This window comes from Microbispora sp. NBC_01389 (genome assembly GCF_045040095.1).
Lineage (GTDB): Bacteria > Actinomycetota > Actinomycetes > Streptosporangiales > Streptosporangiaceae > Microbispora.
The window spans coordinates 328,321-342,207 of the sequence record NZ_CP109552.1; the positions used below are offsets into that span (position 1 = coordinate 328,321).

Annotated in this window: 11 protein-coding genes; 6 read left to right on the forward strand and 5 right to left on the reverse strand. The window is 72.9% G+C overall.

The features are described from left to right. Window positions 1–57 precede the first annotated feature (57 nt). Entirely contained in the window at window positions 58–2,358 is a 2,301-nt protein-coding gene (gene secA2 / locus OG344_RS01565) for an accessory Sec system translocase SecA2 (RefSeq protein WP_327047457.1), read from the forward strand. Between the two features lie 32 nt (window positions 2,359–2,390). On the opposite strand, the gene OG344_RS01570 is transcribed toward secA2, so the two are convergent. Continuing rightward, window positions 2,391–3,260 carry a hypothetical protein gene (locus OG344_RS01570; protein WP_405086643.1) on the reverse strand — a complete coding sequence of 290 codons (870 nt, stop codon included), beginning with the start codon at window positions 3,258–3,260 and terminating at the stop codon, window positions 2,391–2,393. 329 nt (window positions 3,261–3,589) lie between these two features. Continuing rightward, window positions 3,590–5,170: a cellulose binding domain-containing protein gene (locus OG344_RS01575; RefSeq protein ID WP_405086644.1), complete on the reverse strand. Its 1,581-nt coding sequence runs from the start codon at window positions 5,168–5,170 to the stop codon at window positions 3,590–3,592. Between the two features lie 249 nt (window positions 5,171–5,419). Here OG344_RS01575 and OG344_RS01580 point away from each other — a divergent pair, with 249 nt between their 5' ends. Next, a complete protein-coding gene (locus tag OG344_RS01580; protein WP_405086645.1) occupies window positions 5,420–6,316 on the forward strand; it encodes a fructosamine kinase family protein in 897 nt (298 codons plus the stop codon). Between the two features lie 7 nt (window positions 6,317–6,323). Here the strand turns inward: OG344_RS01580 and OG344_RS01585 are convergent, their stop codons facing one another. Then, on the reverse strand, window positions 6,324–7,679 hold the full coding sequence (locus OG344_RS01585; RefSeq protein WP_405086646.1) for a lanthionine synthetase LanC family protein: 1,356 nt from the start codon (window positions 7,677–7,679) through the stop codon (window positions 6,324–6,326). A 114-nt stretch (window positions 7,680–7,793) separates the two neighbouring features. Next, entirely contained in the window at window positions 7,794–8,198 is a 405-nt protein-coding gene (locus OG344_RS01590; protein ID WP_405086647.1) for a VOC family protein, read from the reverse strand. Between the two features lie 336 nt (window positions 8,199–8,534). Here OG344_RS01590 and OG344_RS01595 point away from each other — a divergent pair, with 336 nt between their 5' ends. Together OG344_RS01595 and OG344_RS01600 are read left to right on the forward strand one after the other, a co-directional pair. Further along, window positions 8,535–8,960, forward strand: a complete 426-nt coding sequence (locus OG344_RS01595; RefSeq protein ID WP_405086648.1) for a pyridoxamine 5'-phosphate oxidase family protein — start codon at window positions 8,535–8,537, stop codon at window positions 8,958–8,960. A 2-nt stretch (window positions 8,961–8,962) separates the two neighbouring features. Beyond that, window positions 8,963–9,967, forward strand: coding sequence for a zinc-dependent alcohol dehydrogenase family protein (locus tag OG344_RS01600; protein WP_405086649.1), 1,005 nt, complete (start codon window positions 8,963–8,965; stop codon window positions 9,965–9,967). On the opposite strand, the gene OG344_RS01605 is transcribed toward OG344_RS01600, so the two are convergent. Further along, on the reverse strand, window positions 9,954–10,619 hold the full coding sequence (locus OG344_RS01605; protein WP_327047465.1) for a CBS domain-containing protein: 666 nt from the start codon (window positions 10,617–10,619) through the stop codon (window positions 9,954–9,956). The two genes, OG344_RS01600 and OG344_RS01605, sit on opposite strands and share 14 nt — an antisense overlap. Before the next feature lie 136 nt (window positions 10,620–10,755). On the opposite strand from OG344_RS01605, the gene OG344_RS01610 reads away from it, so the two are divergent. Both OG344_RS01610 and OG344_RS01615 read left to right on the forward strand, forming a co-directional pair. Continuing rightward, window positions 10,756–12,414, forward strand: coding sequence for an FAD-dependent oxidoreductase (locus tag OG344_RS01610; protein ID WP_405086650.1), 1,659 nt, complete (start codon window positions 10,756–10,758; stop codon window positions 12,412–12,414). Then, the gene (locus tag OG344_RS01615; RefSeq protein WP_405086651.1) at window positions 12,411–13,874 is read left to right on the forward strand and encodes an ATP-binding protein; all 1,464 of its coding nucleotides are present in this window, start codon (window positions 12,411–12,413) and stop codon (window positions 13,872–13,874) included. The genes OG344_RS01610 and OG344_RS01615 overlap by 4 nt, the downstream gene beginning before the upstream one ends. Window positions 13,875–13,887: the final 13 nt, after the last annotated feature.

The window sequence follows — 13,887 nt, forward strand, 5'->3', positions numbered from 1 at the left end:
TGGGACCATGAACCGGGCATGTGGAACCAGTCGGACCCAAGAGTCGTTGGAGCGGATGTGACGCGGGTAGGTCGATGGATCAGGCGGTTCCTGGAGAAGCCGGGAAGCGTCGATCTCGCCCCCTTCCAGCGGGTCGCGGCGGAGGCGGCCGGGCGTGCGGCCGAGGCCGGCCGGCGCGACGAGCTTCGCCCCGCCGTCGTCGACCCGGCCTGGGTCGGCACCGCCGACTTCTGCGCGGTGATGCGGGAGGCGGCCCACCGCGCGCTCGGCCAGCGGCCGTACGACGTGCAGCTCGCGGGCATGCTGGCGCTGCTGGAGGGCCACGTCGCGGAGATGGCCACCGGCGAGGGCAAGACGCTGGTCGGGGCCATGGCGGCGGCCGGGTACGCGCTGCGCGGCGCCCGGGTCCACGTGGTCTCGGTCAACGACTACCTCGCCCGCCGCGACGCCGAGTGGATGGGCCCGCTGTACGAGACGCTGGGCCTGACGGCCGGATGGGTCGCCGAGACCTCCACGCCGGAGGAGCGCAGGAAGGCGTACGCGTGCGACGTCACGTACGCGGCGGTGAGCGAGCTCGGCTTCGACGTGCTGCGCGACCGGCTCCGCACCGACCCGGCCGAGCTGGTCGTGCCGGCCCCGGAGGTCGCGCTCGTCGACGAGGCCGACTCGGTGCTGGTGGACGAGGCCCGGGTGCCCCTGGTGCTGGCCGGCGCGGCCGACGCGGGCACGGCCCTGCCCGAGATGGCGGCCCTCGTACGGCGGCTGTCGCGCGGCTACCACTACACGATCGACGAGGAGGGCCGGGCCGTCTTCCTCACCCCCAAGGGCATCGACACGGTCGAGAAGGCCCTCGGCGTCGACATCTACGAGCACCCCGGCGTGGTGACGCAGGTCAACCTCGCGCTGCACGCCCACACGCTGCTCACCCGGGACGTCGACTACATCGTCAGGGACGGCAAGGTCGAGCTCGTCAACACCTCGCGCGGCCGGGTCGCGGCGCTGCAGCGCTGGCCGGACGGGCTGCAGGCCGCCGTGGAGGCCAAGGAGCACCTGCAGGCGTCGGAGACGGGCGAGATCCTCGACTCGATCACCGTGCAGGGTCTCGTCCACCGCTATCCCCGCGTGTGCGGCATGACCGGCACCGCCGTCGCCGTGGGCGAGCAGCTCCGCGAGTTCTACGACCTCTCCGTCGTGGTCGTCCCGCCCAACCGGCCCTGCGTACGGGTGGACGAGCCCGACCGGATCTTCGCGACCGCGGAGGACAAGGAGGGGGCGCTGCTGGACGAGATCGAGACCCGGCACGCCACCGGGCAGCCGATCCTCGTCGGCACGCTCGACGTCGCCGAGTCCGAGCGCCTGGCCGGGGCCCTCGCGGCCAGAGGCCTCGCGGCGACCGTCCTGAACGCGAAGAACGACGCCGAGGAGGCGCAGATCATCGCGCGGGCCGGGCGGCGCGGTGCCCTCACGGTCTCCACCCAGATGGCCGGGCGCGGCACCGACATCCGGCTCGGCGCGGGCGGCCCCGGCGAGGAGAACCCCGGCGAGAAGGACCCCGGCGAGAAGGAGAAGGAGGTCGCCTCGCTCGGCGGGCTCTACGTCATCGGCACCGGCAGGCACGACAGCAGCAGGCTGGACGACCAACTCCGGGGCCGGGCCGGGCGGCAGGGCGACCCGGGCGGCTCGGTCTTCTTCGTCAGCGGCCAGGACCCGCTCCTGACGGTCTACGCGCCGGACCAGTCGCTGCCGCCCGCCGACGCCGACGGCGCCGTACGGAAACCCGAGGCGCACGCGCTCGTGGCGCACGCCCAGCGGGTGGCCGAGGGCGTGAACCTGGAGATCCACCGCAACACGTGGCGGTACACCCGGCTGCTGGAGCGCCAGCGGGCGGAGGTGCTCGAACGGCGCGACCGGGTCCTGCGCGGCGACACCGGGGCGCGGGCGCTGGAGTCGGCCTGCCCGGAGCGCTACCGCGAGCTGTGCGAGACGGCGGGCGAGGAGGTGGTCGGGCGGGCCGCCCGGCAGATCGTGCTCTACCACCTCGACCAGTGCTGGACCGAGCACCTCGGTTTCCTGTCCGACCTGCGCGAGGGCATCCACCTGCGCGCGCTCGGGCGGCTCAACCCGCTGGACGAGTTCAACCGCGAGGCCGTCCCCGCCTACCGGGCGATGCTGGACGAGGTCGAACGGCGCTCCCGGGAGACCTTCGAGAAGGCCGACGTCACCCGGGATCTCGCGGACCAGGGCCTCAAGCGGCCCACGGCGACCTGGACCTATCTGGTGCAGGACAACCCGTTCGGCTCCGAGTGGGACCGGGTGTTCAACCGGGTGGCGGGAGCGCTCCGGGGCCGCAGAAAGTAGACCCCGCCCCTCCCGCCCGGGTCCGATGGCCCCTACCGGGCCTCGTCGCCGCTCGGCCGGCGGGTGACCCGGCTGTGCACCACTTTCGCGCTCACCGCGACGAGCGCGCACACGACGATCGCGGCGGAGACGGCCGGAGCGGCGTCGTCGCGGCCGGACGGGTCGCCGGTGGCGGACACGGGGGTGACGGCCTGGACCGACGCCGTACCGGCCGTACCGGCCGTGGCGGCCGTCGGGGTCTCGGCTCCGCCCGCCCGCGCCGCTGGGGCCGCGCCGCCCGCCGCGTCCCGCCCGCCGGCGAAGGGGGCCATGGCCGCCGCGGCGGCCTCTGCCTGGGCGGCGGGCGTGGGAGAAGACGACCCCTGAGCCGACTCCTGCGCCGGCTTCTGCGCCGGGGCCGCCTTGGCCGCCGGCGTGGAGGCGGTGGTCTGCGACTCCACGGAGGGGGCGGGGGCCGAGGTCGGGCAGGGAGGCGGCGGCGCGGCCTGGTCCCGCACGCCGTACGCGCCGGTGGAGAACGGCTTGGGCGCGCCCGTCTTGCCGCGCCCCTTGCCCCACTCGGTGATGACGTACTGCACGGGGATGTGGCCGAGCCCGCCCGCGCCCTCGACGGTGAGCGAGTCACCGTCCCAGGTGCCGCCGGTGAGGTCGGCGAACGTCTTGCCGTCGAGGTCGAGCATGACCCCGCTGCTGGAGGGAACGCCGGGGCCGCGGTCACCGACGAAGAAGTCGGCCGTCCTGCCCTGGTAGATCACATAGCCCTTGGTGCCCATGGGCCAGCTCGGGCTGGCCGCGAGGCCCTTCTGCATCGGCTCGCCCGACGCGGGGGCTCCGGTGTCGCCGTTGATGCCCGATCCGTCGTCCCAGAAGTAGGACGCGGTCGTCTTGCCGGCGTATAGCACCGTCCGGCCGCCGGCGGTGGGACAGCCGACCTCGGGAACGGCCGGGGCCCCGGCCGCCCCGGCGGTGCGTGTGGGGAGGGAGACCGCCGCGAGGGAGACGGCGGTCGCGTGCTGCTCATGGGGGTCCGCGTAGTTGGAAATGGGGGATCTCCTGACTGGTCACGGTCGGGTAACCGGACACTAAACCAGGAAGACCCCAAATCTCGACATTGAGGACGAAAGTTTTACTTTCTGGACGAACACCCCATCGCGTGGCAAAGTCAGACGTGGACGTGCCCTCCTCCCCGGGGGCCGGATGGGGAGGAGGGCACGCGAAGCACGAGAGAAGATCAGGACGACAGCAGGCGCGCTCGCAGTCCCGCCCCGAAACCGGTCGGGGTCCCGTTGTAGTCACTGATCAGGGACGGCCCGGTGGAGCAGTCCCAGGTGTTCCAGGTCCAGCCGAGGTAGGACAGCCCCTTGGCGTCGAACCAGTTCATGACCTGGTCGATGAACCCGTGGGAGCACGTGTTCTCCCCGATCTCCCCCGCGACCAGCGGAACCTGGGCGGCCACCGGCGCGAGCTGGCTGTCCCAGCACGAGGCGCTGACGCAGGTGTTGAAGTTGTACACGTGCCACGCGGCGGCCAGGTTGCCCCGTGAGTCCGTGGGCTTGTACTGCAGCCACTGCGTCAGGTCGTTGGAGTAGGCCAGGCCGCCCAGCAGGATGATGTTCGTCGCGCCGGTGGCCCGGACGGTGTTCACCAGCGACTGGAACCCCGCCACCTGGTAGGGGATGCCGGGGCAGGTGCCGCCGTCCCGCCAGCAGGTCCACCCCGACGTCGCGCCGCCGGTCGCCCGCTCCGGGTAGGGCTCGTTGAACAGGTCGAACACGACCTCGTCCCGGCCCTTGAAGGCATTGGCGACGCCGGTCCAGAACTGCGGCGCGTACTGCGCGTCCGGCATCGGCTTCTGGCAGGAGGCGTGCACGTCGGAGCAGCCGGAGGAGTTGCCGGTGTACTGGCCGTAGTTCCAGTGCATCTCGACGATCGGGGTGATGCCCTTGGCGACCAGACGGTCGACGTACGACTTGACCTCGTTCTGGTAGGCGGCGCCGCCGTACGACGCCTGGATGTTGCTCAGGCCGAGCCAGCACTCCTCGTTCAGCGGGATGCGGACGGCCCTGACCTTCCAGGTCTTCATCACGTCGATCGCCGCGTTGTCGACCGGGCCGTCCCAGAAGCCGCGCCCCTGGACGCACATGAACTCGCCGCCCGAGCGGTTGACCCCCAGCAGCCGGTACGCCGCGCCGGTCGAGGCGTTTACGATCTTGTTGCCCGACACCTTCAGCTTCGGCGCCGCGCCCGTCTGCGGGCTCGGCGACGCCGAGGGGCTGGCAGAGGGTGACGGGCTGGGTGACGGGCTGGGTGACGGGCTGGGCGAGGGAGATGCGCTCGGCGAAGGGCTGGGCGACCGCGTGGGCGAGGCCGACGGGGATGCCGAGGGCGACGCCGAGGGAGACTGCGGGGTGCCGTTGCAGGAGACGCCGTTCAGCTTGAAGTCGGACGGCGCCGGGTTGCTCCCGGACCAGGTGCCGTTGAAGCCGATGCTCGTCGACGCGCCGGCGGCCAAGGATTTGTTCCAGTCCAGCGCGGCCGCGCTCACGGCACTGCCCGACTGGCTCCAGGTCGCCGACCAGCCCTGCGTGACCTTCTGGCCGCTGTTCGGGAACGTGAACGTGAGCGTCCAGTTGTTAACCGGATCACCCAGGTTCTGGATGCTGAGATTGGCGGACATGCCGCCCTGCCACTCGCTGGCTGTGTAGGTCACCTTGCACGCCACGGCGGCCTCGGCCGCCGTCGTGTGTCCCAAGGCGAGCCCGCCCGCGGCCACCAGGCCGAGAACGGTGAGGATGACGCCTCTGCGTCGCATGGTCCGTCCTTCCGTGTCGCCCGCTCCGCCGTCGGGGCGCTCGCGTCGCCGGTCGTGCCTCCCCACCCGTCGAACGGGTCCAGGCCGGCGGCGCGCCCCTCCGGCGCGCGGAGTGAGAAAACCGCAGCGAAGCGTCGTGAACTCGACCGGTTAAGTCAAAGGGTGACGGAGGCGCCGCTCCGCCGACCTGCGTGGACGCGAACCGCAAGGTGAAAATTTCACCTGCGGCCAGCAGACAGGAGCACACCCGTGACAGACGCGACGTCCTTCCTGCTCGAACGCCTGCACGCGGCCGGTCTGACCGACGTCGTCGCGGTCGAGCCGGCCACCGGAGGCCTCGCCGCGATCGCGGGGCTCGCGCGCCGCGGTGACGGCACGCCGGTGTTCGTCAAGGCGTTCGGCGAGCCGCCGTCGGACGCCTTGACGAACGACGCCTTCGCCGCGGAGGCCGAAGGACTCACCGTGCTCCGCGAGACGGGCGGCGTCGCCACGCCCGAGATCATCCTCGCGGACCGCGACCTGCTCGTACTGTCCGCGCTGCACCCCCGGCCGGACGCCGAGGCCTTCTGGGAGCAGCTCGCGCACGCGCTCGCCCACCTGCACACCACCACGCGGCACCCCCGATTCGGGTGGCATCGGGACAACTGGCTGGGCCGTCGCCGGCAGGTCAACACCTGGGATGACGACGGGTACGCGTTCTTCGCCCGGCACCGGCTGCTGCGCTGGCTCGGCGAGCGTCGCGTCCGGGAGGCGCTCGACGCCGCGGACCGAGCGGCGCTGGAGCGGCTGTGCGACCGGCTGCCCGAGCTGCTGCCGGTCAGGCCCGCGTGCCTGACGCACGGCGACCTGTGGGCGCTGAACGTCATGGCCACCCCCGGCGGGCGGCCCGCGCTGATCGACCCGGCCGTGTCGTACACGTGGGCCGAGGTCGACCTGGCCCATCTGTGGACGACGGCGCCGCCGCCCGAGGCGCACGTGTTCTTCGAGCTGTACGCCGAGCTGACCGGGCTCGACCGCGACTGGCGCGAACGCATGCCGATCATCCAGCTGCGCCAGCACCTGGCCGTGATCGCCCAGTTCGATCCCGACTGGGGCGCCGCCGATCTCGTGCGCGCCACGCTCGCCCCGTTCCGGCGACGGCCCTGAGATCAGCTCAGGCGTCGCCCTCGCGCAGGACGGCGGCGGGCACCGGGATCGCCGGGAACGGGTTGTCCGGCAGGAGGATCAGGCGGCGCGGGCCACCCCCTGCGGAACCTCCCGCCGCGTCCCGGGCGGCGTCCTCGGTGGCGGCGAGGTGCAGCAGCGCGGTCCCGATCCCCGCGGCGCCGACCATGTAGCCGGTGTCGGCGGTGAACTCCTCCGGACGCAGCCGACGGTACGCCTGGTACCAGCGGAACCCGTCCTCCTCGTCCCCGGCCGCGCGGCCGATGAGGTCGGCGGCGAGGGTGCGGGCGAAGGCGAGGTACGGCTCCCGCCCGGTGGCGGCGTACAGGCCCGTGAACAGTTCCAGCAGCCCGGCCGTGCCGCAGCACAGGCAGGCCACGTCCCAGTGACCCGGCGGGGTGCGCTCCGGCAGCCCGCTCTGCACGATCCCGTGGGCGAGACGCTCCACCCAGTCCAGGTCGCCGGGGTCGCCGGTGACGCGGTGCAGCTCGTGGAACATCCGGGCCACCCCGGCCGCGCCGGAGCAGAAGCCGAGGTAGTGGAGGCGGCGCCCCTGCGGCAGGTGATGCGGGATGCGGGCGCACCTGTCGGTGACCACGCTGACCGTGCGGACGAAGTCGGCCCCCCGGCGGGCCGCCGCGAGGAACCGCGCGTCGCGGGTCACGCCGTGCAGCCGGGCGAGCAGGAACGCGGCGCCCGCCGTCCCCGACAGGAACCCCGGCGTGACGGCGTCCACGGGCAGGTCGGGGCAGGCTTTCCCGCCGAAGCGGTGACCGGGCACTGCCAGGGCCGCGACGCGCCCGCCCGCCTCGACGGCCACCTCCTCGTACGCCGACACCCCGAGGAGGCCCGAGGCGTGCAGCAGCGCGAGCACGATCCCCCCGTCGCCGCGCAGCGCCGGGTCCCCGGTCCAGCCGGCGCCGTCGTCGAACCGGCGGACGTCGCGCACCAGGCCGTCGGCGGCGGCGCGGGCCGCCTCGTGGACCTCCTCGTCGCCGGTCGCCCAGCCGGTCTCGGCCATCGCGAAGAGCATCCCCGCCCGGCCGTGGTAGAAGGTCGGGTCGCGCTGCTCCCGCCACGTCGCGGCGAGCCGCCGCGCCCCCGCGAGCGCGTCGTCCAGGTACGTCCGGTCACCGGTGGCGGCGGCGGCCTCCAGGAAGAACAGCACGACGCCGGCCGCCCCCGCGTACAGGGAGGAGGTGCTCCCCGCGCCGGCCGACCGGCCCCGGGGATCGGGATTGGCCAGCCAGTGCCGTCCGAGGGCGTCGTCGACGGCCGCCGACCTCACCCAGCGCGCGGCCATGACGGCGGCGGTGGTCGGCGTCTCACATGGCCAGGTACTCATCGCCCGATTCTCCCACGAATCCGGTAGGTCTCCCACGAATCCGGTAGGAAATTAAGGCTACCGTCTCCCAGGAGAAGCCTACGGCGAGGTGCGACCCGATCACACTCATCCTGGTCAGGTGGGATGCGGGGTGAAGGACCGGGGATCGCGCCGCAGCGGATGACCCTCGGGGATCTCGACGAGCACGATCGGCAGGCCGTCGGGATCCTCGATCCACATCTCCACCAGCCCCCAGGGTTCCAGCCGCGGCGGGTGCGACACCCGCACCCCCGCGGCGGCCAGCCGGTCGTGCTCCCGCCGGACGTCGCGGACCTGCAGCCAGAGCGCCGGGCTCTCCCGCGCGCCGCCGCCGTGCGAGGAGATCTCCAGGAATCCGGCCCCGAGGAAGTAGACCACCCCGGGGTCCTCGGCCGGCCCGAACTCCCGGCTCACCGCCAGGCCCAGGACGTCCCGGTAGAAGCGGCGGCTCGCGGCCCGGTCGGCGGAGCGCAGGAGCATCCGGCCGCTCAGCACCTCCATCAGGGCCTCGCCCGTCGATCGGCGTGTGGCGGTCCGTCCGGTCTCATCACAGTGTCCCTTCTGTGGTGGTGATGACGAGGGGTCCCTCCCCGTGGCACTCCCCGGCGGGAGCCACGTGACGGTGGTGCCCATCTGGGGCATGCGACTAAAGGAGGGATTACGGCAAACGACGGCCAAGGGAGGAGACGCGGCCAAGGGCCTTTCGTCCCCCGGAACGTGACGGACGGCGGTGCCGCCGCCGGCGCCTGGGACGCGATGCTGGTCTGGTGCCGGCCGCGCGCCGAACGAGGCCGTACGACCCGGCTGTGAAGAATCGACTGTGAAGAAGAGGAACGCATGAGTGAGAACACCGCACCCGCCGGCCTGCCGCATCTGGAGAAGCTGGACCGCGACGACTGCCTGCGGCTGATCTCCCCCGGCGGCGTGGGCAGGATCGCCTTCACCCACCCCGGCGGCCCGGTGATCCTGCCGGTCAACTACACGGTGGAGCAGGGCGCGGTGCTGTTCCGCACGGCGTTCGGCGGCCCGATGGACGCCGACCTGCGCACGGGCGTCAACGGGGCCGACTTCATGGTCGCCTTCGAGGTCGACCACATCGACGACAGGACGCGGGAGGGCTGGAGCGTGCTCATCCGCGGCGGGGCCCACCACGTGACCGGCGACGTGCACAAGGAGGTCGAGACGTGGGCGGGCGGCGAGCGCCCCCTCTACATCCGGATCGAGCCGGTCGAGATCAGCGGCCGGCGCATCCGGCACGGCTAGCCGTGGACGCCTGGGTGGTGGCCCGGCCGGGGCCGGTCGCGTCGCGGCCCCTGGAGCGGGCCGAACTGCCGGACCCCGTGCCCGGACCGGGGGAACTGCTGATCCGCGTCGAGGTGTGCGCCGTCTGCCGCACCGACCTGCACCTCGCCGAGGGCGATCTCCCCCCGAGACGCTCGCGTACGGTCCCCGGGCACGAGGTGGTGGGGCGGGTGGCGGCCCTCGGCCCGGACACGGCGGGGCCGCCGCCCGGTTCGCGGGTGGGCGTGGCGTGGCTGCGCTCGACCTGCGGCCGGTGCCGCTACTGCCTGCGGGGCGCGGAGAACCTGTGTCCCGCGTCGGCCTACACGGGCTGGGACGCCGACGGCGGCTACGCCGAGCTGCTGACCGCCCCCGCCGCGTACGTCTACCCGTTGCCGGAGGACGCCCCGGCCGAGACGCTCGCGCCGCTGCTGTGCGCGGGGATCATCGGATACCGGGCGCTGGTCCGCGCCGATCTGCCGCCGGGCGGCCGGCTCGGGATCTACGGCTTCGGCGCCTCGGCGCACCTGACCGCGCAGATCGCGATCGCCGAGGGCGCGACCGTACACGTGATGACGAGGTCGGCGGCGGCCCGGGACCTCGCGCTCCGGCTGGGCGCGGCCTCCGCCGCGGGCAGCGCCGACCCGCCGCCGGAGCCCCTGGACGCGGCCATCCTGTTCGCCCCGGTGGGCGACCTCGTGCCGGTCGCCCTCGCCGCGCTCGACCGGGGCGGGACGCTCGCGGTCGCCGGGATCCACCTGACCGACATCCCGGTGCTGAACTACCAGCGCCATCTGTTCCAGGAGCGCACGTTGCGCAGCGTCACGGCCAACACCCGCGACGACGGCCGGGAGTTCCTCCGGCTGGCGTCCCTCCACCACCCCCGGGTCACGACCACGCCCTACCCCTTCCCGGCCGCCGACCGGGCGCTGGCCGACCTCGCCGCCGACCGCGTGGAGGGGGCGGCCGTCCTGCTCATGGGCGGGTGACGGGCGGGGTCACCCGGCCGAGGTCGTCGACCTCGTACGAGATGTCGGAGTCGACGTCCACCACGCCGTCCACCCGCCAGACGGCCTCCAGCAGCGCCCTCAGCTGGGAACGCCGCTCGACGGTGCCGTCGAGGTAGACGATCCCGTCCTCGACCCGCAGCGAGCACCGCCCCGAGCAGGGCCCGATCACGTCGAGGACGTCGTCGCGGATGTCCTGCGCGGAGCGGCAGAACACCCTGATCAGGTCGGACTTGCGGACCAGCCCGGTGATGCGCCCGGTGGCCGCGTCCACCACCGGGAGGTCCTTGATCCGGTTGCGGTGCATGAGCCAGGCCGCCTGCCGCACCGGGGTGTCCTCGGTGACCGTGATCGCGGGAGTGCTCATGAGATCGCGGACCCGCCGGCCGGCCGCCTTCCTCCGCTCCCGGTGGCGCGAGGGCCCCTCGAAGAGCAGGTCGCCCATCCGCCGGTCCATGTCCTTGAGCAGCAGGTCGTCCTCGCTGACCATGCCCAGCACCCGCCGATCGCCGTCCACGACGGGAACCGCTCCGACGTGGAACCGGCACATCGCGGTCACCACCTCGCCGAACGAGGCCTCCGCCTCGACCGCGACCACGAACCTGTTCATGACGTCCCGGACGGTCATGGGCATGATTTCTTCCTTCCCGTCCCTTTTCAGACTTCGTCATACCCACCAGCGGGGCGAGCGGCGAACGTCCCCGTGGCATGGGACCTATGGCCCCCCGGGGACGAACCGGATTTCGTCCATCGCCAAGTACCGTGGAGAGGTGCAGAACGCCGCGATCCTCACCGTCGACGACGATCCCTCTGTCTCGCGTTCGGTGGCACGCGACCTACGCCGCCGGTACGGCGACCGCTACCGCGTGATCCGGGCGGAGTCCGGGTCCACCGCGCTGGACGCGCTGCGCGAGATCAAGCTGCGCGGCGAGCAGGTCGCCGTACTCCTGGCCGACTACCGGATGCCGGGGATGAACGGCATCGAGTTCCTCGAAGCCGCCATGGACGTCTTCCCGCTGGCCCGGCGCGTGCTGCTCACCGCGTACGCCGACACGGACGCGGCCATCAACGCGATCAACATCGTGGATCTCGACCACTACCTGCTCAAGCCGTGGAACCCGCCGGAGGAGAAGCTCTACCCGGTGCTGGACGCGCTGCTGGACGCGTGGCTCACCACCCCCGCCGTGACGATGCCGGAGACCAAGGTCGTCGGGCACCGCTGGTCGGCGCGGTCGTTCGCGGTGCGCGACTTCCTGGCCCGCAACCTCGTGCCGTACCGCTGGCTGCGGGCGGACGAGGCCGAGGGCGCGCGGCTGCTCGCCGCGGCCGGGCTCGGCGAGGCGGACGTGCCGGTCGTGATCACCACGGACGGCAAGGCCCTGGCCCGGCCCACGGAGACCGACCTCGCCGCGCACGTCGGCATGGCCACCACCCCCGCCTCCGACCTCTACGACCTCGCCGTGATCGGCGGGGGCCCGGCCGGGCTCGGCGCGGCCGTGTACGGCGCGTCCGAGGGCCTGCGGACCCTCCTGGTGGAGCAGCGGGCGACCGGCGGCCAGGCGGGGCAGAGCAGCCGGATCGAGAACTACCTGGGCTTCCCCGACGGCGTCTCGGGCGCCCAGCTCACCGACCGCGCCCGCAGGCAGGCCCAGAAGTTCAACGCCGAGATGCTCACCACCCGCGAGGTCGTCGGCCTCGAACGGCAGGACCCGGTCACCCTGCTCCGGTTCTCCGACGACACGGCCGTCGCGGCGCACACGGTGGTGCTGGCCACGGGCGTGTCGTACCGCCTCCTGGACGCCCCCGGCCTCGCCGACCTGACCGGCCGCGGCGTCTTCTACGGCTCGGCCGCCATCGAGGCCCCGAACTGCTCGGGCGAGGAGATCTACATCGTCGGCGGAGCCAACTCCGCGGGGCAGGGGGCGGTGTACTTCTCCCACTTCGCCCGGAAGGTGCACATCCTCATCCGGGGCGACGACCTCACCCGGTCGATGTCGCGCTACCTGATCGACCAGATCGAGGGGATCGCGAACATCGAGGTCCACCCGAACACCGAGGTCGTGGGGGGCGAGGGACGCGACCACCTGGAGCGGCTGACCCTGTGCGACCGGAGGTCCGGGCGGGTCGCCGCGGTGCCGACGTCGTGGCTCTTCGTCTTCATCGGCGCGGAGCCGCGCACCGACTGGCTCGGCGACCTGGTGGCCCGCGACGGCAACGGATTTGTGCTGACCGGCTCCGACCTGCTCGCCGACGGACTCCGCCCGGCCGGGTGGGCGCCGTCCAGAGACCCCTATCACCTGGAGTCGAGCATGCCGGGCGTCTTCGTCGCCGGCGACGTGCGGGCGGGCTCGGTCAAGCGCGTCGCCTCGGCCGTGGGCGAGGGCGCGATGGCGGTCTCGCTCGTCCACCGCTACCTGGAGGGCCGATGACAGAGACGCCGAAGACAGGGACGCCGAAGACAGGGACGCTGCCGCCGCACGAGCTGCGCACGCTGTTCCTCTTCGAGTCGCTGGACGACGGCCAGCTCTCCGCCCTGTCGGCGGCGGGCCGGGTGGAGACGCGCGCCGCCGGCACTCTCGTCTACGGCGAGGGCGAGCCCGCCACCTGCTTCTTCGTACTGCTCAGCGGCACGGTCGCGATGAGCAGGCGGGTGCAGGGCGACGAGGTCGAGGTGAGCCGCACCTCCCAGCGCGGCGTGTACGGCGGCGCCACCCAGGCGTACATCAGCGGCGAGCAGCACCAGCTCTACCTGAACTCGCTGCGCGCGGTCACCGATGCCGAGTTCTTCGTGCTGCCGGCCGAGGTGATCGCCGAGTGCGTGCGCGAGTGGTTCCCGATGGCGATGCACCTGCTGGAAGGGCTCTTCATCGGCATGCGCGCCACCCAGACGGTCGTGGGCGAGCGGGAGCGGCTGCTCGCGCTCGGCTCGCTGTCGGCCGGGCTGACGCACGAGCTGAACAACCCGGCGGCCGCCGCCGTGCGGGCCACGTCCGCGCTGCGCGGGCGGGTGGCGGGCATGCGGCAGAAGCTCGCCATGATCGCCGACGGGCGGCTCGACGGCAGCCAGCTGCACGATCTGGTGGAGCTCCAGGATGACGCGGTCAAGCGCGCCGCGTCCGCCCCCGAGCTGTCCCCGCTGGCACGGTCCGACGCCGAGGACGCCATCGCCGACTGGCTGGACGACCACGACATCGTCGGCGGCTGGGACCTCGCGGCCACACTGGTGGCCGGGGGCGTCGACGTGGACTGGCTCGGCCAGATCGCCGGCGCGGTGGGCGAGGAGAACCGGGAGGCGGCGGTGCGGTGGCTCACCTACACCATCGACACCGAGCTGCTGATGGGCGAGATCGACGACGCGGTGAACCGGATCTCCAGCCTGGTCGGCGCGGCCAAGCAGTACTCCCAGCTCGACCGGGCCCCGTACCAGACGATCGACGTGCACGACCTGCTCGACGCCACGCTGACCATGCTCCACGGCAAGATCCCCCCGGGGGTGCGCACGGTCAGGGAGTACGACCGGTCGCTGCCGCCGATCCCGGCGTACGCGGCGGAGCTGAACCAGGTGTGGACCAACCTCATCGACAACGCGCTCGGCGCGATGAACGGCGAGGGCACGCTGACCATCCGCACCCGGCGGAAGGACGGGCACCTGATCGCGGAGATCGGCGACACCGGGCCCGGCATCCCGCCGGAGGTCCGGCCCCGCATCTTCGAGCCGTTCTTCACCACCAAGCCCGTCGGCGAGGGCACCGGCCTGGGCCTGGACATCTCGTATCGGATCGTCGTGAACAAGCACCACGGGGACATCCGGGTGGAGTCCGCGCCGGGGGACACCCGGTTCCGGGTCGTCCTGCCCATCATCCAGGCGCCCCGGGACGACGGCCGGTAGGGCGTGCCCAAAG